Origin of the sequence: Bacillus cereus group sp. MYBK245-2 (genome assembly GCF_051916145.1) — a bacterium.
GTDB classification, from domain to species: domain Bacteria; phylum Bacillota; class Bacilli; order Bacillales; family Bacillaceae_G; genus Bacillus_A; species Bacillus_A pacificus.
In genome coordinates, this window is record NZ_JBQAGB010000016.1 from 1 (window position 1) to 19,272 (window position 19,272).

The following is a 19,272-nucleotide window of genomic DNA, read 5'->3' on the forward strand; positions in this document are numbered from 1 at the left end:
TGACAAGTGTCCATTCCGGCAGGTGAGACATAGTCATTTCCTCCAGTCTACTTAAAACCCTTTATATTGAGGTTCTTCACGTTCTAATACTGAAACTCTATTTTGTAAATCCGCGATGATGCTCTCCATTTCTAACATACATTCATGAAATACACGTTTTGATTTTGCGTCCTGTGAATGTAGTGAAAGGGAGCTCAAACTTGCTTGAGCGCCCCTTACACTAGCAAGGCAGGTTTTGACGCTAGCGATAACTGTCATACGAACACCTTATCCTTTCGGTTTGAATAGCAATGCTCCGATGAAGCCGAAAATAATAGCTGCGGATACACCGGCGCTTGTTACTTTAAACATGCCGGTAATAACGCCAACGATGCCATGTTTTGCAGCTTCTTCCATTGCACCGTGAACGAGGGCATTACCAAAGCTTGTAATAGGTACAGTTGCCCCAGCCCCAGCTCCAGCGAAATCAATTAATGGTTCATACAAATTGAATCCATCTAATATAGCTCCAGCAACAACGAGTGTTGCCATTGTATGAGCTGGTGTTAGCTTTCCAACATCAAACATAAGTTGGCCGATTACACATATAAGTCCGCCAATGACGAAAGCCCAGAAAAAAATCATTGCGTTGCACCTCCAAATTCAATCGAAACGGCATGAGCGATACACGGAATCGTTTCTTCTTGTTGGAATGTAAGTGGAGATAGTAAAGCGCCTGTCGCAACGACAAGTATTTTATTAAACTCTCCTCTTTTCATTCGGTTTAATAAGTGACCGTATACGACCGTTGCGGAACACCCTGGTCCACTAGCGCCAGCGATGACAGGTTGCCCTTCTCTATAAATGAGCAGCCCGCAATCTTGAAACTGTTCGCTCGTTACTTTCGTTCCGTGTTTATGTAATAAGTCATAAGCAATTTCGCGTCCTACATGTCCGAGGTCACCCGTTACGATTAAATCGTAGTAAGAGGCATCAATTTGTCGTTCGCGTAAATGGGCTTCAATTGTATCAACGGCAGCTGGAGCCATTGCACCTCCCATATTAAATGGATCTGTTAATCCCATATCAACCACTCGTCCGATTGTGGCAGATGTTACCCTAGGACCGTGTCCAGTATCGCTTAAAATAGCAGCTCCTGCTCCGGTTACTGTCCACTGCGCGGTAGGTGGTTTTTGCCCACCATATTCGGTAGGATAGCGGAACTGTTTTTCTACAGCTGTATTATGACTGGATGCACCAGTTAATAAATATTTTGCGCCTTTTGCATTTACGATACTTGCTCCAAGTGCTAAACCTTCCATAGAAGTAGAACAAGCGCCGAATAGTCCGAGATAAGGAGTGCCCAGTGTACGGCAAGCAAAGCTTGTAGGGGTAATTTGATTAATTAAATCGCCTGCGAGTACAAATTGAATATCGTCTTTACGAAGTTTTGCCTTTTCAGTAGCGCGGCTACAAGCTTCTTCGAACAAAATTTTATGTGCTTTTTCATAGGAATCTTGTCCGAGCCATAAATCTTCATGGAGGGTATCGAAGTCTTCTGGAATTTTGCCTTTAGCTTCAAACGGCCCGCCAACGACTCCCGTCGAAATAATAACTGGTTTGTTTTCAAATACCCACGTTCGGTGTCCTTGTAACATTTATAGCCCTCCCCATTGAACGAGAATCGTTTTAATAAGTGCGATGACGAAAGCGGAAAATACACCAAATAAAATAACAGAACCAGCTAATTTAAACATGTTACCACCAACGCCGAGTACAAAACCTTCTGTGCGGTGTTCGATACATGCGGCAATAACGGAGTTACCAAATCCAGTGACAGGTACAGCTGTGCCTGCTCCGGCAAATTGACCAAACCGATCGTATATACCAAATCCAGTTAATAACATGGAGATGAAAATAAGAGTTGCGACTGTTGGATTCCCTGCTGAGCGTTCAGTGAAATCGAAATACGTAATATAAAAAGTAGAAATGAGTTGCCCAATTAGGCAAATGAAACCACCAACGAAAAAGGCTTTTATACAGTTTTTTAAGACAGGACGCTTCGGTTCGCGTTCTTGCTCGAATTTTTTATATTCCTGTTGCACAGGGGTTAAGTTTTTATCTTTACTAGACATTGCAAACCTTCCTTTTCTTTTAAAAAGCGTTAAGTGTTAGACTCCATTTTTTTACCAATGAATTTTAATTGTTTATTAATTTCATCTTTAGATACTTTCTTTTCCTTAATTTTTCTTTCAAGCTTTTCAAGTAACATAAAGATTTTTTTATCTGTACTTACACGAACATCGAAAGTGGGGTGCTCATCACTTAGCTGCTTTTGGAGCTTCTTACGGAGAGGTTTTAATCCAAATCTTTCGTGATGCTCAGGTGTAACTGCTATGTAGAGATCTAAATTTGAATTTACTGCTGTACTTTTTATAATTTCATCCATAGTGAGAGCTCTTTTCTTGGCTCCTTGTGATATAGATTGATTAAAGGATTCCATACTCGTTTTTGTTAACTTTGGACCTTTCTCTTTCTCCGTTCGTTTTGCTTCTTCTTTCACTTTTTTATCTAAAGGACTATTATCACATCCGGTAAAAGAGCTAAATAGAAGGGCAAATAATACGGTTATGAGTCCGAGTTTTTGCATATTTATCATTCCATTTCTATTGCAATATGTAATGTGATAGAAAAAGGATGACTGCATATCATCCTTTTTCTATTTCACAGCAAGACTGATTCGTTATTGCTGTGAGTATTGTGGTTCTTCTTGTTTGACTTCTTCAACGCGTGGGTTTAAAGAATCGATAATCGTTTGTGTTTGCTGTGCAGCTGTTTGGAAAAGTTGCTTAGCTTGTTGGTTATCCGTATCAAGAGCGAATCCCTCTAAGCTAGCTTGTGCACTTTTTAATCCAGAAACAGTTTGTTTTAATTTCGTAATTACAGTCATTGAATGAAGCCCCCTTTGGAATATCAATTCAAAGATTATAATTTGTGAGTTGGGGTGAATTTATGATTGGAAAATTTAGGGGGGTGCTTTGTTAATATACTCATAACTAAGCGTCATAAAGGATTACGGGGATATTTTTATTGATTTAGATGGATTTTATTGCTATTATTATGAGAAGAAAATGAAGTGTTTTCTATTATCATGCGCCCATAGCTCAGTCGGATAGAGCGGTGGTTTCCGGTACCACGTCTTATATGACAAAGGAAACCAAATGTGCTTTAGGGTGCGGTATAAAGCTGTTTGTCGGAGTTTTTAACGCTTAACTTGAGCGGGAACAAACCGCAAACGTCCTACGTAGGCATTAGCGAATTATTGTCGCATAGTAAAAAGGTGCTACGTGTAACCAAATGAAGATAATGATAGTACATATGCGGAGAGCTTCCGTCTGAAATTCGTTTCAGATAGGGGGCTCTTTTTTTATTATGTCTAAAAGTATACGAGTAGTAAAAAGACGAAGAGAAGTAGTTGGGTGTTTTTGCCCATCCCCCCGAAAAGGTGGAATAAGGAGTACCTCACTGAAAGATTAGGGAAGTACTCCTTAAACATCGCTTACTCTGTTTCCGATATTACGTTTAATTGGGCTAATTCTTGAATAATTGCATCCAAATCAACAGACTCTTGTTGTATATTAAACTCGTATCTTCCATAGAAGTTAATATGTTGCCATGCAACTGGGGATATTTTTTTCATAACGGGGTAGCGTCAGGAAAATGCGGATTTACAACGTTAAGGAAACCAAAATATAAAAAGTCTAATTTCTCGGTGTTATAAGTGAAAAATTAGGCTTTAGTTACTTCATTAAAGCGCCTGATTGTTGAAGACTAAAGTTTATATTCACCAAGAAAATTGATGTGCTCTTATCCTAACAAATTTTATTTAGGACTTACATGTATGCCTTCACGCTCTCGCCAATCTGCGTAAAGTATACGCTTTACATTATCATATCCATTGGTAGTTAATTGGTTATCTAACCACTGTTGATCAAATCCGAGTTCATGTAAATTATCCCATAAAATTTCCCCATCTATAATTAACGATGTTGGGAGGTCTACTGGACTTTCTGGAAGATTGAGATCTGGTTTTTGATACTTGGATTTTAATAATAAACTTATTTGCCCATTAGCTTCCAATATACCGTATTTGACTTCGCGAACTGAAAAGACATTATTTTGACGGAGTATACTCAATACTTGATTTACATCCAATTTGTTCTTTGTAAGTAACTTTCTGTCCATAACACCATCTCGAATGATGATGTTAGGATTGCCTAATAAGAGAGAACGTGTCGATTTATTTTTTAGAGTCATAAACTCTATTCCCAACATAAGAAACGTCCACAATCCGATGGCATATAAAAAATGAAAAATCCCTACCTTATCTTCATAAATGTTATTTCCTAAAAAATCTCCAAGTACTAACACAAAAACTAAGTGAAACGGGGTTTAACTGATAGATGGATGTTCTGCCTGTTATGATAATGATAAAAAATAAAGTTGCAAAACCTACTATGACTTTGATTGCCAGTAAACCCAAAAAAACTTCACCCAAAATTTATTCCTCCATTTTATATTTCACTCGATTTCAAAAATCCTCATGTTTTAAAATATTTATATTACAACATGTAAGCTAATTAAAATCAGAAAGATAAATAATACCGGTTTTTTCAACTTATAATAATGGAGAAAGCACGCGAGCACCCTGTTCAACAATGCGCTCGGTCAGGGATCGTTGCACCAAGTCTTCAATTCTTAATGGTACAGAATCAGTAAGATCCCTCTCGAACTGCTCTGTGAGTTCCCTTGTCACATCAGCACTGTACACGACTTGACACACCTCATAATTCAGGCGAAAACTTCTCATATCATAGTTTGCTGAGCCTACGGCAGCAATCTCCTCATCGATGGTCAACACCTTCGCATGTATCATTCCTTTGTCGTACTGGTAGATTTGAACTCCAGCTTCTATAAGTTCTCCGTAATAAGTACGGCTTGCAAGACCCACGATTTTTTGATTATTGTGGCGAGGAACCAGCAATCTTACACGGACACCACGAGTTACTGCTGTCTTTAATGCCATGATAATATCCGTTTCTGGTACAAAATAGGGTGTTGTTAAATCAATAGTCTTGGTCGCCTGTGTTATACATATAAAGTAAGCTTGCCGAATGACTGGGGTAGGAATTCCAGGGTTTCCTTCCAACGTATGGATATACGCTTTATGCAATGTCCTAGTTTTTCCGGATATGTCCATTTTTTTATCATCAAGGGTGCTCAACTCTGATCCCAATTCGGCTGACCATTTGGAATGATCTGCTCTGCCGATTGAATTGATTTTCGTTACCTCTGATTTTGTTTTCAAATTTGTTTTTGATTTTATCCTTTCCGGCACAGCGATTTCCCAATGAACATCAAAAACAGTCTGCAAGTCGCCTGTTGCTTCCCCTATAATTTGCAAATGAGTGTCCCTCCAAAATCCTACGTCTGGCTTTAATCCTGTATATTCATACCCAACGTTCATACCGCCAGTAAAGGATTCCTTTCTGTCAATCGTCACAATCTTACAATGATCCCGATAATTCCAATTGGACAAAATCCAGGGAAATCGCAGAGGAAATATTGTCCTGCATTCTATCCCTGCTTCAACCATCTGCCGGATTTTTTCACGCGGGAATTTATAACTCCCCAAGCTATCTCTCATAAAACGAACCTGCACTCCATTTAATGCTTTTTCGATTAGCAGTTCTGTGATTCGATTACCAATTTGGTCGTTCCGATAGATGAAATATTCCAGATCAATGGTTTCTTGGGCTTTTTGCAGGGATACAAGGAGTTGATCATATTTTGCTATCCCATTGTTAAACACTTGGACTTGGCCCATTCGAAGCCCATTCACAGTGAAATGCCGTAAAGCATTGGCAATTACCGATGCTGAAGCACCGAATGTCTCAGGTAATTTGTTAGATTCATTTTTAGAACAGGTCAATCTTTTTCGATGAATAAACTTAGGGTTTGATATGCTAAGATATAGCCAGAAACCAATGACAGGTAAAAAAAGGACGATTATTATCCAATTCAAAGCCTTGGCAGGCCGACGAACTTCCCAAATTGCTATGAATAAGATAAAGAACGTATTTAACAGGTATAGATAAAAAATCCACTCCAACTGGAATCCCTCCTTCTGTTACTCTTAACATGTACAAACTATGTAACCAGTATACGTATGGAATATGAAGGGATTGTCTGTTATATATTATGGACTACCTTTATAAGAACTTGTATAAGATATTAAGAACGAAAAAAAGAGAATTAAGGTTGGGAAAGTTCTGACATCAAGAAAGGCGTAATGATCTGGGCACTGTCCTAACTAGAGACTTAGTGATTTTGAAAATTACCATCTGGTAAATTCCTAAATATAGGTATAATTTTTTATAAATTTGGAAAATGAAAGTGGTAAATGCAATAAGAAGTAAATAAGAGAAAACATTAATTTATATTGGGAGGAAATCGTCTTAAAATTAGTCGTTAACATCTTTTTTGTTAATGGTTAATGAATGATCGGTATCTCTAACAGCAGCATAAAAAAAATCTTTGATTTGAAGATATCCCTTTGCCTTTAGTTCTTCCTTTAACCACTTTTCATTTTTGTTGATAAATTTTAATTTACGCTTTTGCACTTTCCCTTCAATGACAACGGCTATGGGTAATCCGCGGTATTCCACTTTCATATGTAAATCTTTTGGAGTAATAGGAACTAATTCTTTTCTTGGAAAAATGCTAATTTCACCTGTTGCTTCCAAAATCGCATATTCATTATCGTGAATATCCGGATATCCTGTTGTTCTTAAATTAGACAACAGCTCAGGTAAAGGATATCTACTTTCCTTTAACTTTCGATTAAGATAAAAAAAGAATCGCTCCAAAATCATGAGGGGTAAGTTGGGCTAGAGCTGATTTCCCTAAAATATTTACTGCTACAATAAACACAATATAGATAAAAATAACTTGGGTGTTTTTGCCCATCCCCTCGAAAAGGTGGATTAAGGGATCTCCCTAAAAACAAATCCCCGTTAAAAGGCGCTTCCTTATGCAAGAATAGCGCCATTTAATGGAATAACTAAATTCTGACCTCTTCCATAAAATTACTTAATAAACTAACGCACCCCGATAGCGAGTATTTGGGTTGGGAGAAAATCGTATTAAACTGAGGGAGTTTAAGGTTTAAGTATTATCCTCCACAATTTAATTTTTAAAAATGTCAATTAGCTTTTTTATCGCACTAACTACTACTTCTGGTTCATCATTTTGTATAAAATGAGCACTGTTTTCAGCAATCACCAATTCACCATCTGAGGATATTTCAAGAATCTCTCTCTGCATGTCATTCCATAACTCTTGTGATTCCTTTGAATAATGAGCTTTCTTACCAGCTGAAAGAACAATTAATGGGACATTTAATTTAAGTCTGGTTTCTTTTAATTGCTTTAGACTTTCCATAAATTCATCATAATTGCCTTCATAAACAAATTGCTTGTTGTATGCTTGTTGAAAATCTTGTGACATCGTTGGGAGAAATCTTTCTCTGTAATCTTCAGGCGTAGAGTCAACTAAGACAAGTCCGCAAACTTCATTATGATATTCAGTTGCATATATCCGCATATTAACTCCACCAAATGAGTGACCAACTAATATGTACGGAGGTTTAATATTGGCTTCAATAAGAAGTTCCTTCAATTCTTTTACCATCTCACGGCTGGTTCTGGGGTTTGAACTTGTTTCACTTTTCCCAAGTCCTGCTCTATCATAAATTAGAACATTAGAGAGCATTGAAATATCCCCAATTACTGAATCCCAAGCCTTGGAAAAGTCTCCATATCCAGCGTCCATTATTATTGTTGGTTTTCCATTATTTTCCCCTATCAATTTAGCATATAGTTTACAATCACTTATTTGCACAAACATTTCTTTAGCCATTTAGTCCATTCCTCTCTTTTAGCCAACTATCATTAGTTAAAATTCAACAATTTTATGACATTCCTTCTTAATGTGTTTAAACTATCAAATGGTTGATTCTTGATTGTCAATGTCACTTTGATATTCAAGAATATCCCCAGGTTGACAGTCCAATGCCTTACAAATAGCTTCTAAAGTTGATAATCGAATCGCTTTAGCCTTTCCATTTTTCAAAATAGAAAGGTTAGCCATTGTGATTCCAACTCTTTCAGATAGTTCTGTTACACTCATTTTTCTTTTAGCTAACATCACATCGATATTGATTATAATTGCCACTGTTTCACCTCAGACCGTAAAATCATTTTCTGATTTTATATCTAAAACGTTTTTTAATAATTTCTGAAGAACCGCAGTGAAGACTGCAATAACAACAGAAGTAAAAATAATTGTTAATCCGATAATTGCTATTCCTGGGTGTAAGGCGTTTTGAGACATAAGAACGATGGTCCCTATCAAATATAAGATACTGATTGTAATTGCACAGTATTTTATATATTTCAAAACCTTTACAGACAATTCCGAAAAAGCATTGTTATTTTCAATGTAGTTTAAAAGTTTTAAAGCTTGATACAGAGCAAGGAAAAATGGTATCACAGTTACATACAAACCGATTAATACAGGATATTGCAAAAAAGCAAACTCCGGAAACATTTCTGCCGTATCATTTGCTAACCAAGGCAACCAAAATATACACAAGGCGAGTACCGTAATCCCAATAAGAAAAACAGCTATCTTTAAAAAAACAGTTGTTCCTCGTTTCATAAAAATGCACCTCACTTATTTATCGTTTTACAATAAATCATTATCCATATGCAATATATTATTGTTTTTTTTAAACAACCCCTTTTATTCTTATTTTTAGACTAAAATAAAAAGCATTCATCATTATAAAATACTTCACAATCCTTAGCTATTTAATTTATCTCTTGTTCAACTAAATGGTCCGTACGTGGAGCAAAAATTCCACACTCAATTCTTTGGGTTCTTTTTTGTTTATAAAGGTGTACTTTTAAAACCTGTCTAATAAAGGGTGGTTCTTGCGTTTATAAATCTATGAAAATATTTTTATAAACGTTTACTAAAATCGTCATACCTTTAGAAACTAAATATAGTAAAATAGTAGAAGAAAATATATCTTCTGGAGGAAGTTCATTGTGAAGATCGGTTATGTTCGCGTTTCATCTACAGATCAGAATGAAGAACGTCAAATCAAAAAAATGTTAGCTTTAGGCATCGAAGAGCGAATGATCTTTGTTGATAAACAAAGTGGAAAAGACTTTAATCGCCCCAGCTACCAGACGATGAAGCGTATCCTGCGGAAAGGGGATCTCCTTTATCTGGATGCCCTAGATCGATTGGGGAGGGATTACGAAGGGATTATCTATGAATGGAAACACATTACAAGGAACATTCAAGCAGATATTGTCGTGTTGGAAAACGAAACGTTATTTGATAGTCGTAAATATAGAGAGATGGGAGATATCGGAAAGTTAATGGAAGATCAGTTTCTAAACCTTCTCTCTTATGTGGCCGAACAAGAACGAAAAAAAATCAAACAGCGCCAAGCCGAAGGCATAGCGCTCGCCAAATCTCAAGGTAGACATTTGGGACGACCAAAGCTTAATTTACGGACCCTTTCCCATGAACAGCGCCAATTATTAGATTCTCACTATCCGAAGTGGAAAAATAAAGAGATCACGGGCGTTGAGTTCATGTGTTTACTTGGGTTGAAAAAGAACTCATTTTATAAAGTAGTCAGGGAATTTGAGATTGGAATATGAATATGGAGAATAATACAACTACCCAAAAACGGTTGAGGATTCTTAGCGAAGATGAAGTAAAGATCATTTATGACAGACCAGGTTTCTCATACGAAGATCGCTGTTCTTATTTTTCTCTTTCACAGCCAGAGAAAGAGCTGCTACACACATTGCGTTCTGTCAAATCTAAGGCTTATTTCGTTTTACAACTGGGTTATTTCAAAGCCAGACAACTATTTTTTACATTTGACCTCCATGAGGTAGAAGAGGATCTTCAATATATTCTGAAGGAACATTTCAACAACAGTCAAATTGATGACTTGAGTTCAATTGATAAGTCCACTAGGTTAAAACAACAACAATTGATTCTTAAATTATTTAACTACCACAGTTGCGGTGCCGAAGAACGGCGTAAGATGGAGGAAAAAGCTCAAAAGTCTGCGGCGTTTTGTGGTAAGCCGATTTACATCTTTCGAGAAATCATGAATTATTTGTCTGAAAACTGCATTGTTGTTCCTGGCTATAGTTTTATGCAAGATATGACAGGACAGGCAATAACCCATGAGCAAAACCGATTAATTTCATTGATGCAGGATCATCTAAAACAGAATGATATGGAATCCTTAGATCGATTACTTGAAGATTCTTCAGGGCTGTATGAAATAACACTACTGAAACACGAACCGAAAGACTTTAGCGCCACTGAAATAAAGCTTGAAATGAATCGTGGTAAACAAATACAGCATTTATATTACCTTGCTCAAGAACTGTTACCAAAGTTAGGTATTTCCAACGAAAGCATCAAGTACTATGCTTCATTAGTAAGTTACTACTCTGTCTACAAGCTCAAACGGCTGAATGTATGGATTGTTTATGTCTATTTGTTATGTTTTGTATCCCATCGTTATCAACGGATGCATGACAACCTGATCAATACCCTCATATATAGTGTAAGGGGGTATGCAGATGAAGCTAAATTAGCAGCAAAAGAACGAGTTTACGAGTGCTATACAGAGAGTAATCAAGACATCAAAAAAGCAGGGGAACTGCTTAAAATATTCACTGATGATCATATTCCTGCCAATACTCCCTTTAGGGATATTCAAGACCGTGCATTTACTATTTTGGAACGTCAGAAACTGGAATCCGTAGCCAAACAGATTACTACAAATATAAAATATGATGAAACTGCCTTCCAATGGGAACATATTGGTCAGCAGGCACGACGATTTAAACGTTATTTAAGACCTATATTTTTGCAGGTTGATTTCGTAGCTCCTTCACCAAATGATCCATTAATTAAAGCAGTGAATTTTATGAAAACTGCTTTTAATAAGAATAAAGCGTTAGGACAATATCACTCAGATGATTTGCCAAATGGTTTCATATCCGATGGTGTGAAGCGTTATATCTATGAACAAAAAACAATTTTAGCAGATCGATATGAATTTTTAGTCTATCGCCTCCTACGCAACCGTTTGGAAGCAGGAGATATTTTTTGTCGTGATAGTATCCGATTTCGCAGTTTTGAGGATGACCTGATCAATGATCGTCAATGGGAACAGAAAGAAATGTTGATCGCTGACACTGGTCTGACGATTTTCAACCAACCCATTCATAGTCATTTAGTGGAGCTTGAGAAGCGATTAGAAGATCGCATTACTAAAGTTAACCAGAGTATTTCATCTGGGAAAAATGAGCATCTTCAAATCAAAAAACGGGGTTCACATACCCGATGGACATTACCTTATACTCGTGACACAGAATCTATTAATCACTCATTCTACGATACATTAAAGCAAATAGACATTAGGAGTGTCTTGCATTTTGTTCAACAGCACTGTCAATTCCTTGACTCATTTGAGCACATCTTGGGACGTTATGCCAAACAGAATAAAGACAATCGAATTCTTGTCGCCTGTCTGATTGCTTGGGGAACCAACATGGGGTTAGGGAGAATGGGGGAAATTTCTGATATTAGCTATCCGTTACTGGCTGCCACATCTGATAACTTTATTCGTCTGGAGACTTTAAAAGAAGCGAATGATTGTATCAGTAATGCAATAGCCAAACTCCCAATCTTTAAACATTATGACATTGGGGAGACGATTCATTCTAGTAGTGACGGGCAGAAAGTTGAGACTCGAATCAATACCATTAATTCCCGTCATTCACCTAAATACTTTGGTCTTGGTAAAGGGATTGTTTCCTACACAATGGTAGCCAACCATATCCCTGTTAATGCTCGAATTATTGGGGCCAATGAGCATGAAAGTCATTATGTATTTGATATTTTATTTAACAACACAACTGATATTCAGCCTGATGTGCATTCCACGGATACACATGGAACCAATGAAGTGAATTTTGCTATCCTGAACTTTTTTGGTTATCAGTTTGCGCCTCGCTACAAGGATATTCACGATAAGGTCAACAAATCTCTTTACGGATTCAAACATCCAAGCCAATATGGAGATAACCTGATCAAGCCAGTTCGAAAGATTAATACGAATCTTATTATAGAGGAATGGGAAAATATTCAACGAATTATGTTATCCCTTGCAGTTAAAACAACCACACAAAGCATTATTATTGGTAAGCTAAGCGCTTATGCACGGAAGAACAAAACCAAACGTGCTTTATGGGAGTACGATAACATCATAAGAAGTCTATATTTTTTGGATTATATTGATTCTCCCCCTTTACGCCGGAATGTTCAAAAGGCATTAAATCGAGGGGAAAGTTATCATAAATTACGCAAAGCAGTATCCTTTGCCAATTTTGGAAAATTACGTTTCAAAAATGAAAATGATCAACATATTTGGGGCGAATGCAGTCGCTTACTCTCCAATTGCATTATTTATTACAATGCCAGTATTTTATCTAATATGTTGGCTTACAGAGAAACAAAGGCTCTAGATTCGGATGTTATGAAAAAAATATCCCCAGTTGCATGGCAACATATTAACTTCTATGGAAGATACGAGTTTAATATACAACAAGAGTCTGTTGATTTGGATGCAATTATTCAAGAATTAGCCCAATTAAACGTAATATCGGAAACAGAGTAAGCGATGTTTAAGGAGTACTTCCCTAATCTTTCAGTGAGGTACTCCTTATTCCACCTTTTCGGGGGGATGGGCAAAAACACCCATCCATGTTTCTGTTTGTCCCATTTTAGCTACAACATGTGGTTCGTCGATAAAAGTAACTTCTTTACCTAATAAGCGTTCATAAGTATCTTTAATATTATTTACTTCAAAATAAATTACTGAACTTGAAAGAGCGAATTCCTCTTTTTCTGGAAGTGTTAACATGAGACGCAATCCGTTGCATTCAAAGAATGCCATACTATTAGTGTTAAACAAAAGTGAGAGACCTAATTTTTCTTTATAAAAATCTAGTGCTCTATTTAAATCTTTTACAGGTACTCCAATTTGTCCAATTTTTTGGATTATATTAGTTTCCATAAAAATTTGCTCCCTTCAAAATATCTTATTATTAAAAGGATAAATTATTTTACCTAATTTTTCTTATCCAATATCACCTTTTTTCGATATTCTTTAGGAGATATGCCAACATGTTGCTTAAACATTTTGCTAAAGGATACAGGATTTTGAAATCCAAGTTTAAAGGTTATATCGGTCATATTATTACTTAATTCTGATAATAGTTGTTTTGCTTTTGTTACTCTAAACTCTGAAATATGCTGATGAGGAGTTTTACCATATATTTGTGTGTATGTTCTTAATAAATGATTTGGAGATAGACAAGAAATTCGTGCAATGTCATTTAATTTAATAGTTTTGTCATAATAAGCTCTTATGTAATCATGGGCTATACATATCCTTCTATATAATTCTTCACGTGTAGAGGTCCTTATTGCACTTAAAGATTCAACTTCCTTGTATGTATTAAAATGTTCATTCAAAATATATTGCATTAACTTATGAAATTGTTCCTCATAACCAACAGAATTAATTTCGAGACTAGGTAAAATATGTTTGAAAGTTTCAAGTTGAAAAGATAAAGTATTATTTTTATGATAGGTTTTATCAAAAAAAACAATAGAACTCGTATCCATAAATGGATCGTTTAGAAGATTATCGTTTGTTTCTTTTAATGAATTAAAGACCTCGGCTTCAAACCCATCTTTAAAGAAAATACAAAAAGATTCCACATCCTTCGTTTCATCAATTGAAATTGTGTATGAACCTTTATTAAGGAGTAGGTATCTACTTTCTTCAACAGCAAACATGCCTTTATTAGTCTTATAATGGGCTTTACCATTTGAAAATGTTTTTATGGACAGTTGGCCAATTCCTTCCCAGTAAAATTGGTCACTTTTTGCATGTAAAACGAAATTGGTAGAATCATTTTTTGACATAATACACTCTCCATAAGTGGCGTCATTATTTTTTTAACTTTATTATACATAATAATGGAATCTAAGTATGAAAATATATATTATCAATCTAAAACAGTACGGTGGATATGCGTATTGTAAGTGTTAAACTTAAACAACTTATTGTAATCTTAACGTATCCTTATTGCAAATGGTGACAGCTTCGCTGGTACTCACCCTAATATTGCCGTCTATAGCAAAAATATTCATTTTAGTTACAACCCTTAGCGTACCTAAATCAAGGATTTGAATTCCAAAAAATGTCTTAACGTGGGTTTTATGTCATTTGGTTGGCGGGACCCCTGAACGAACAAAGTCTGGTCTTCAAGCAGCAAGATCAAGAGGAAAGAAAGGTGGGAGACCTACTAAGAAAGAAGATAAAGTGGAAATGGCTGTTAAGATGTATAAGAGTAAAGACTATACAATTAAGCAAATTACAGTGGCGACTGGTATCAGTAAGACCACGCTGTATAGGTATTTAGACAAGGCGCTATAGGGTTGCCTCAGTAAGTCGGTTGCAGAAATTACATTTTATGTAAATCATCTGACGGACTAGAGCAGCAACCCTGTGACTAGGCCATATTGAAAGTGTTGTATTTGAAAATGATAAAGCTAAATGTTTTTATGATAAATTCCCAGTAAATAAAGGTCATATGTTAATAGTACCGAAGAGACACTGTGAGGATTATTTTGGTTTAACTATTGAAGAAAAACTTTCAATAGATAAATTAGTATTGAGATGTCAACAGCGGTTCTATTTTCCCTAATTTCAGCGGTCCAAAATTCCCTATTACTAATTAACGGCCGGTTGTATGCCGGCTTTTTGCTTTTCACGAAGTCTAAATGATTGTCCTTTGATATTGAAAGTTGTGGAGTAATGCAACAATCTATCCAAAACCGCTGTTGCTAGGACGTCATCGCCAAATATTTTCCCCCACTCAATATACGATTTGTTAGAGGTTAAAATAATTGACCCTTTTTCATAACGTTTTGAAATGATACGAAAGAATAAATCTGCACTTAACTCATCAAACGGAAAGTATCCCATTTCATCAATTATGAGTACATCGCACCTACTTAACGATCGGACCAGGCGAGAAGTGGTTCCCCTTTGTTCTGCCTTGCGGCAGGAAGTAATGAAATCATCGGCCCGGGTGTAGTAAGCTGTGTATCCTTGACGAAGTGCTTCGATAGCGAAACCTATCGCCAAGTGGGTTTTACCAACACCTGGCGGTCCTAATAATAAGATATTTTCTCCATTCTCAATATAACGACCAGTTATTACTTCTTTTACACGCCGTTCGCTAACACTTGGTTGAAATGAGAAGTCAAAGTCTTCGATAGTCTTGTGAAACGGTAGCTTTGATTTCTTTATTCTAGTTTCTAGTGCTGCACCTTCTTTGTGTTCAATTTCATGTTGAAGAAGGGTGTTTAGAAATTCAGAATATGTTACATTATGTTTAGAGGCATCTTCTAGGATGCCATCTAATTGATTGGCTATGTAAACCAAGCCAACTTTCTTAAGACGTTCAGTTATAAGTTGTGCGTTCATTTGTGATCACCAGCTTTTAATTGTTCTTCATACACGTGAAGTGAACGTTGTTCCACTTCATGATTAGAGGGCTGAATGTGACGGGTCGCCAAACCGTTTTGTGTCACATCTGGCTCTTTTTTTATGTTCTTTATGTGGTTGATATCCGTTAATGATTTATTGATCCCAGAAATAATCGGATGAGTAGCGATGCACTCTAGATCAAAATAGATCTCTAAATGATGATCAAGAGTTTCCTTCACCTTTACTTCCATCCCTTTATAACGATAAGGAACCGAATAGTTTCGATCATTATAAGAAATCATGCTGCTTTCCGTTACGTAAGTAACCTTCCATTTACTTATTGGGAATAAGGGTCTCGTATTCCAATGTAATAAGTGTTTTTGTTCCTCTTCAAAACGCTGTAGAGGTGGCTCAAGCGTCGTTTGATTCGGTTTTTTATTGGCCACTTTGTCCAGCCATCCACTTAACATCTCATTCATCTCATGAAGTGTATTCTTTTGTTTTCTTTGCAGAAAATTCTTCTTAAGGTAACCAACCGCACTTTCTACTTTCCCTTTGGTTTGTGGTCTTGCTGGTTTACACGCTTTCGGAACAACTCCATAGTAAGCTAGGAATTCTTCGAACTTTCGATTAAAACGTATTTGTGTTGGACTATGTAAGGTGACTACCGTTTTCATATTGTCATAGAGTATGTGTTCAGGAACGCCGTTAAAATAGGCAAATGCATTCATGTGGCATTTCATTAGCTGCTCCATATTCATCGTATTTGTAATTTCCATGTATTTCATACGGGAGTAACCTAAAACGATGATAAATACATAAAGCTTTTGTTTCTTCCCATCAACCTCATGTTCTCCAATCTCTGCCCAGTCCATCTGTGCTTGCTTTCCAGGAGGTGTTTCAAAACGGATACTCGATTGTTTCTTTGGTTTCTGGCGATAAGGTCTGATGAAATCTCTTAAAATAGTCATCTTTCCTGGATAACCCATAGATTGAATTTCCTCAAGAAGCACTTCGCAGTTAGTGGTACCTTCCTTTAACCGTCTTAATAAATAGTCTTTATATGGATCTAAAAGGCTTGTTTTCAATTTACCGTGAGGTTGTTTTTTTTTCTTTGGTAACTCATTTTGATTTAAGTATTTTCGTATTGTTTTTGGATCAAAGCCTGTTAATTCTGCTATAGCAATCTGAGTCCAACCTTTTGAGTGATACTCTTTAATCATAAAAAATTCCCCATCCTTGATCATTATCTCTCTACACTCCAAGTTGTTTTTGAGATAATTATCCGTTATTATTGGGGAATTTCACACCGTTGTTATTAGGGATTTTACCACCGTTGTTTTCAGAGAAGTAAATCATTATTGGATTCAAGGTATAAACCGGAAGGTTACAACATTGGAGTGAATTGTGGGGAGACAGCAGGTCAAACGATTTTTCATTGTCACATACACTTAATACCAAGATACTTTAACGATATTAATGACCCCACAGGTGGTGTTAGAGGAGTGATTCCACAAAAAAGGATTTATAAATAATTATACATATTATTAGGAGGTTCCAATGCTAACAAATTTGTATTTGGTTAGACATGCCCATTCTACTTACACACCAGAGGAATTAAAAAGACCCTTATCAGAAAAAGGACTAAAAGATGCTTACAAAGTCAAAGAGTTACTAAGAGAAGAAAACATTGATCATGTTATCTCAAGTCCATATTTAAGGGCTATACAAACGGTTGAAGGAATAGCATTAACACTGGGCAGGGAGATTCAAATTGTAGATGAATTTAAAGAAAGAAAGCTAACGAAGGAAGATGTTAATGATTTTGAGCAAGCAATTAGAAAGGTTTGGGACAACCCTGATTTTTCTTGGGAAGGTGGAGAGTCAAACAAGAGTGCCCAACAAAGAGGAATTAAAGGCATTGAAATGGCTTTAGATAAATATGAAGGCAAAAATGTTGTTGTAGGAACACATGGAAATATTATGGTACTAATGATGAATTATTTTGATGAACAATACGATTTTGAATTCTGGAAGAAGCTTGCTATGCCAGATATATATAAACTTTCTTTCCAAAAAAAAACCTTAGTTAATTGTATAAGAATATGGAAAGATTCTAACTTAATTTAACTTGTGAAATCCTTATTAATAGTGAAGTATAAAGTTCTATTTCAAACGGTAGCTTGTTTAGTTGAACAAGTCAGTTAAAAAAAGTCGGTTCCTTAGCGTACAGGAATTCGACTTTTTTTAGTTAAAATTCGCTTAGCGTACAAAACTTCCGAAATGTTGGCTGTACCCCTATAATTCCCTCAACAACTTCGTTCTATTCATCTGATATTAAGCTAGTCCTGGCTTATATCGGCCGGACTAACTTAGAGCAAGAAAAAAATGCTAAGCCCGTCACATCAAAGGCTTAGCGTATATTTTGTTCATCCAGCCTAGTTATCCATTTTGATAAAACTTTAAGGTGCTCGCAGTCAAGCAACCGTTTTCCCAACGAAACTACACATTTTCAATAATAATCCTTTGTGCTGTTCTCAGGTTGCGTTTTACAGTTCTCAACACATTTTCTTCTTCTGCGTAAGCACCTACTTGCACACCGTCAACAATTACACGTTTAATAGCCATATTGCTTTTCAGATTAGTCGATTTTCTCTTCAAATTAAACGCGCGTGCTAACCCATTAACATGCCCTTGGGCAACCGCTTGCCGCCAATTCGGGTCTCTTAATTTTTGGGCATCGCTTGCATGATCAATAAATCCGTTCTCCGTTAATAAAGCGGGCATTCTGGTTTCTCGCAGTACATGGAAATCGGCCTTTTTTTTACCACGGTTATGCAAGTTATTTACTTTGACAATTTCTTCATGCATAATGTCCCGAATTAACGCTGTTCTCGATGAATCAGACAAACTGTTATGAATATAATCTTCATACCCATGAGCTGAACCGTTAAATGCATTAACGTGGATGGATAGAAAATAATCTGCACCCCAAGCATTCGCATCATCTGTACGTTCTTTCAAGCTGCGCGTAATATCTGCTGTTCTACTCATTTTAATTTGCAGGCCTTCATAATGGTTTTCCAAGAGATTCCGGATGCTATGGGAAATATTTAAGGTAATTTCTTTTTCCTGCATCCCATTGCCAATAGCTCCTGGGTCCACTCCCCCGTGACCAGGATCTAAATATAATTTAAACATTTTACACCACCTCGTACAAATACAATATGATCGAAGAGTAACGGAGGTATAGGAATTCGTCTGAGGTACATATAAAAATAGGTGATGATAGGCATTACATTTCATTGAATCAGATGATTTATTTTAAAGCTAAGAAATTTTCCAAATGCGAGACCATATGTATGAGCAGCAGGAATTAATGTTCCATATTTTTCGTGGGTCAGGCAAACTCTTTTCATCTAGACAGTAGGCTGATTGATTATTGATGCTTCTTTCTTAACAAAACACCTAAGTGATTCTCTGTGCATATACTGTATCATTACTACAGGATTATGATTAAATACAACTCAATCCATACATAAAATAATCAAGGA

Annotated in this window: 22 protein-coding genes and 2 pseudogenes; 6 read left to right on the forward strand and 18 right to left on the reverse strand. The window is 36.3% G+C overall.

From position 1 onward, the window contains the following. Nucleotides 1–51: 51 nt before the first annotated feature. The 13 genes and pseudogenes from ACTFRN_RS21980 to ACTFRN_RS22040 all read right to left on the reverse strand — a co-directional run bounded on the left by ACTFRN_RS21980 (nucleotide 52) and on the right by ACTFRN_RS22040 (nucleotide 8,760). The gene (locus ACTFRN_RS21980; RefSeq protein ID WP_000215902.1) at nucleotides 52–258 is read right to left on the reverse strand and encodes a DUF1657 domain-containing protein; all 207 of its coding nucleotides are present in this window, start codon (nucleotides 256–258) and stop codon (nucleotides 52–54) included. Between the two features lie 9 nt (nucleotides 259–267). After that, nucleotides 268–624 carry a stage V sporulation protein AE gene (spoVAE, locus tag ACTFRN_RS21985; protein WP_440038526.1) on the reverse strand — a complete coding sequence of 119 codons (357 nt, stop codon included), beginning with the start codon at nucleotides 622–624 and terminating at the stop codon, nucleotides 268–270. After that, complete coding sequence (gene spoVAD / locus ACTFRN_RS21990) at nucleotides 621–1,637, reverse strand: stage V sporulation protein AD (protein WP_000938965.1); 1,017 nt, start codon at nucleotides 1,635–1,637, stop codon at nucleotides 621–623. Before spoVAD ends, spoVAE begins: the two co-directional genes overlap by 4 nt. Then, nucleotides 1,638–2,114, reverse strand: coding sequence for a stage V sporulation protein AC (gene spoVAC, locus ACTFRN_RS21995; RefSeq protein ID WP_000095403.1), 477 nt, complete (start codon nucleotides 2,112–2,114; stop codon nucleotides 1,638–1,640). It lies immediately after the preceding gene. A gap of 29 nt (nucleotides 2,115–2,143) precedes the next feature. After that, complete coding sequence (locus ACTFRN_RS22000) at nucleotides 2,144–2,629, reverse strand: YhcN/YlaJ family sporulation lipoprotein (RefSeq protein ID WP_001170598.1); 486 nt, start codon at nucleotides 2,627–2,629, stop codon at nucleotides 2,144–2,146. A gap of 93 nt (nucleotides 2,630–2,722) precedes the next feature. Further along, nucleotides 2,723–2,929 (reverse strand): DUF1657 domain-containing protein, encoded by a 207-nt coding sequence (locus ACTFRN_RS22005; RefSeq protein WP_000216164.1) that lies wholly within the window; start codon nucleotides 2,927–2,929, stop codon nucleotides 2,723–2,725. A gap of 609 nt (nucleotides 2,930–3,538) precedes the next feature. Beyond that, nucleotides 3,539–3,679, reverse strand: coding sequence for a hypothetical protein (locus tag ACTFRN_RS22010; RefSeq protein WP_000724271.1), 141 nt, complete (start codon nucleotides 3,677–3,679; stop codon nucleotides 3,539–3,541). Between the two features lie 182 nt (nucleotides 3,680–3,861). Further along, the gene (locus ACTFRN_RS22015) at nucleotides 3,862–4,410 is read right to left on the reverse strand and encodes a DUF421 domain-containing protein (RefSeq protein ID WP_002029079.1); all 549 of its coding nucleotides are present in this window, start codon (nucleotides 4,408–4,410) and stop codon (nucleotides 3,862–3,864) included. A 247-nt stretch (nucleotides 4,411–4,657) separates the two neighbouring features. Further along, a complete protein-coding gene (locus tag ACTFRN_RS22020; protein WP_000454745.1) occupies nucleotides 4,658–6,151 on the reverse strand; it encodes a phospholipase D-like domain-containing protein in 1,494 nt (497 codons plus the stop codon). Between the two features lie 352 nt (nucleotides 6,152–6,503). After that, nucleotides 6,504–7,008 (reverse strand): annotated as a pseudogene (locus ACTFRN_RS22025) (DUF421 domain-containing protein). A 219-nt stretch (nucleotides 7,009–7,227) separates the two neighbouring features. After that, nucleotides 7,228–7,959 (reverse strand): alpha/beta fold hydrolase, encoded by a 732-nt coding sequence (locus tag ACTFRN_RS22030; protein ID WP_001040756.1) that lies wholly within the window; start codon nucleotides 7,957–7,959, stop codon nucleotides 7,228–7,230. A gap of 84 nt (nucleotides 7,960–8,043) precedes the next feature. Continuing rightward, nucleotides 8,044–8,274: a helix-turn-helix domain-containing protein gene (locus ACTFRN_RS22035; RefSeq protein ID WP_000974627.1), complete on the reverse strand. Its 231-nt coding sequence runs from the start codon at nucleotides 8,272–8,274 to the stop codon at nucleotides 8,044–8,046. A 9-nt stretch (nucleotides 8,275–8,283) separates the two neighbouring features. Beyond that, nucleotides 8,284–8,760: a DUF2975 domain-containing protein gene (locus tag ACTFRN_RS22040; RefSeq protein WP_000820334.1), complete on the reverse strand. Its 477-nt coding sequence runs from the start codon at nucleotides 8,758–8,760 to the stop codon at nucleotides 8,284–8,286. 392 nt (nucleotides 8,761–9,152) lie between these two features. Between ACTFRN_RS22040 and ACTFRN_RS22045 the strand changes: the two genes are divergently transcribed. Together ACTFRN_RS22045 and ACTFRN_RS22050 are read left to right on the forward strand one after the other, a co-directional pair. Further along, nucleotides 9,153–9,779, forward strand: coding sequence for a recombinase family protein (locus tag ACTFRN_RS22045; protein ID WP_000690663.1), 627 nt, complete (start codon nucleotides 9,153–9,155; stop codon nucleotides 9,777–9,779). 2 nt (nucleotides 9,780–9,781) lie between these two features. Further along, a complete protein-coding gene (locus ACTFRN_RS22050; protein ID WP_012477907.1) occupies nucleotides 9,782–12,829 on the forward strand; it encodes a Tn3 family transposase in 3,048 nt (1,015 codons plus the stop codon). 45 nt (nucleotides 12,830–12,874) lie between these two features. Here the strand turns inward: ACTFRN_RS22050 and ACTFRN_RS22055 are convergent, their stop codons facing one another. Continuing rightward, a complete protein-coding gene (locus tag ACTFRN_RS22055; RefSeq protein WP_000449611.1) occupies nucleotides 12,875–13,228 on the reverse strand; it encodes a VOC family protein in 354 nt (117 codons plus the stop codon). A gap of 53 nt (nucleotides 13,229–13,281) precedes the next feature. Further along, nucleotides 13,282–14,145: a helix-turn-helix domain-containing protein gene (locus ACTFRN_RS22060; RefSeq protein WP_000041618.1), complete on the reverse strand. Its 864-nt coding sequence runs from the start codon at nucleotides 14,143–14,145 to the stop codon at nucleotides 13,282–13,284. Between the two features lie 322 nt (nucleotides 14,146–14,467). On the opposite strand from ACTFRN_RS22060, the pseudogene ACTFRN_RS22065 reads away from it, so the two are divergent. After that, a pseudogene (locus ACTFRN_RS22065) lies at nucleotides 14,468–14,659 on the forward strand (helix-turn-helix domain-containing protein); the annotation flags it as partial. A gap of 85 nt (nucleotides 14,660–14,744) precedes the next feature. Then, entirely contained in the window at nucleotides 14,745–14,930 is a 186-nt protein-coding gene (locus tag ACTFRN_RS22070; protein ID WP_078214948.1) for an HIT family protein, read from the forward strand. 26 nt (nucleotides 14,931–14,956) lie between these two features. Here the strand turns inward: ACTFRN_RS22070 and istB are convergent, their stop codons facing one another. Then, nucleotides 14,957–15,715: an IS21-like element ISBce16 family helper ATPase IstB gene (gene istB / locus ACTFRN_RS22075; protein ID WP_000993737.1), complete on the reverse strand. Its 759-nt coding sequence runs from the start codon at nucleotides 15,713–15,715 to the stop codon at nucleotides 14,957–14,959. After that, complete coding sequence (gene istA / locus ACTFRN_RS22080; protein ID WP_000588560.1) at nucleotides 15,712–16,965, reverse strand: IS21-like element ISBce16 family transposase; 1,254 nt, start codon at nucleotides 16,963–16,965, stop codon at nucleotides 15,712–15,714. The genes istB and istA overlap by 4 nt, the downstream gene beginning before the upstream one ends. A 114-nt stretch (nucleotides 16,966–17,079) precedes the next feature. Here istA and ACTFRN_RS22085 point away from each other — a divergent pair, with 114 nt between their 5' ends. Beyond that, nucleotides 17,080–17,253: an HIT family protein gene (locus ACTFRN_RS22085; protein ID WP_014315595.1), complete on the forward strand. Its 174-nt coding sequence runs from the start codon at nucleotides 17,080–17,082 to the stop codon at nucleotides 17,251–17,253. Nucleotides 17,254–17,278: 25 nt separating this feature from the next. Continuing rightward, nucleotides 17,279–17,848 carry a histidine phosphatase family protein gene (locus tag ACTFRN_RS22090; RefSeq protein WP_000957215.1) on the forward strand — a complete coding sequence of 190 codons (570 nt, stop codon included), beginning with the start codon at nucleotides 17,279–17,281 and terminating at the stop codon, nucleotides 17,846–17,848. Nucleotides 17,849–18,220: 372 nt separating this feature from the next. On the opposite strand, the gene ACTFRN_RS22095 is transcribed toward ACTFRN_RS22090, so the two are convergent. Further along, complete coding sequence (locus ACTFRN_RS22095) at nucleotides 18,221–18,919, reverse strand: N-acetylmuramoyl-L-alanine amidase family protein (RefSeq protein WP_000475617.1); 699 nt, start codon at nucleotides 18,917–18,919, stop codon at nucleotides 18,221–18,223. Nucleotides 18,920–19,272: the final 353 nt, after the last annotated feature.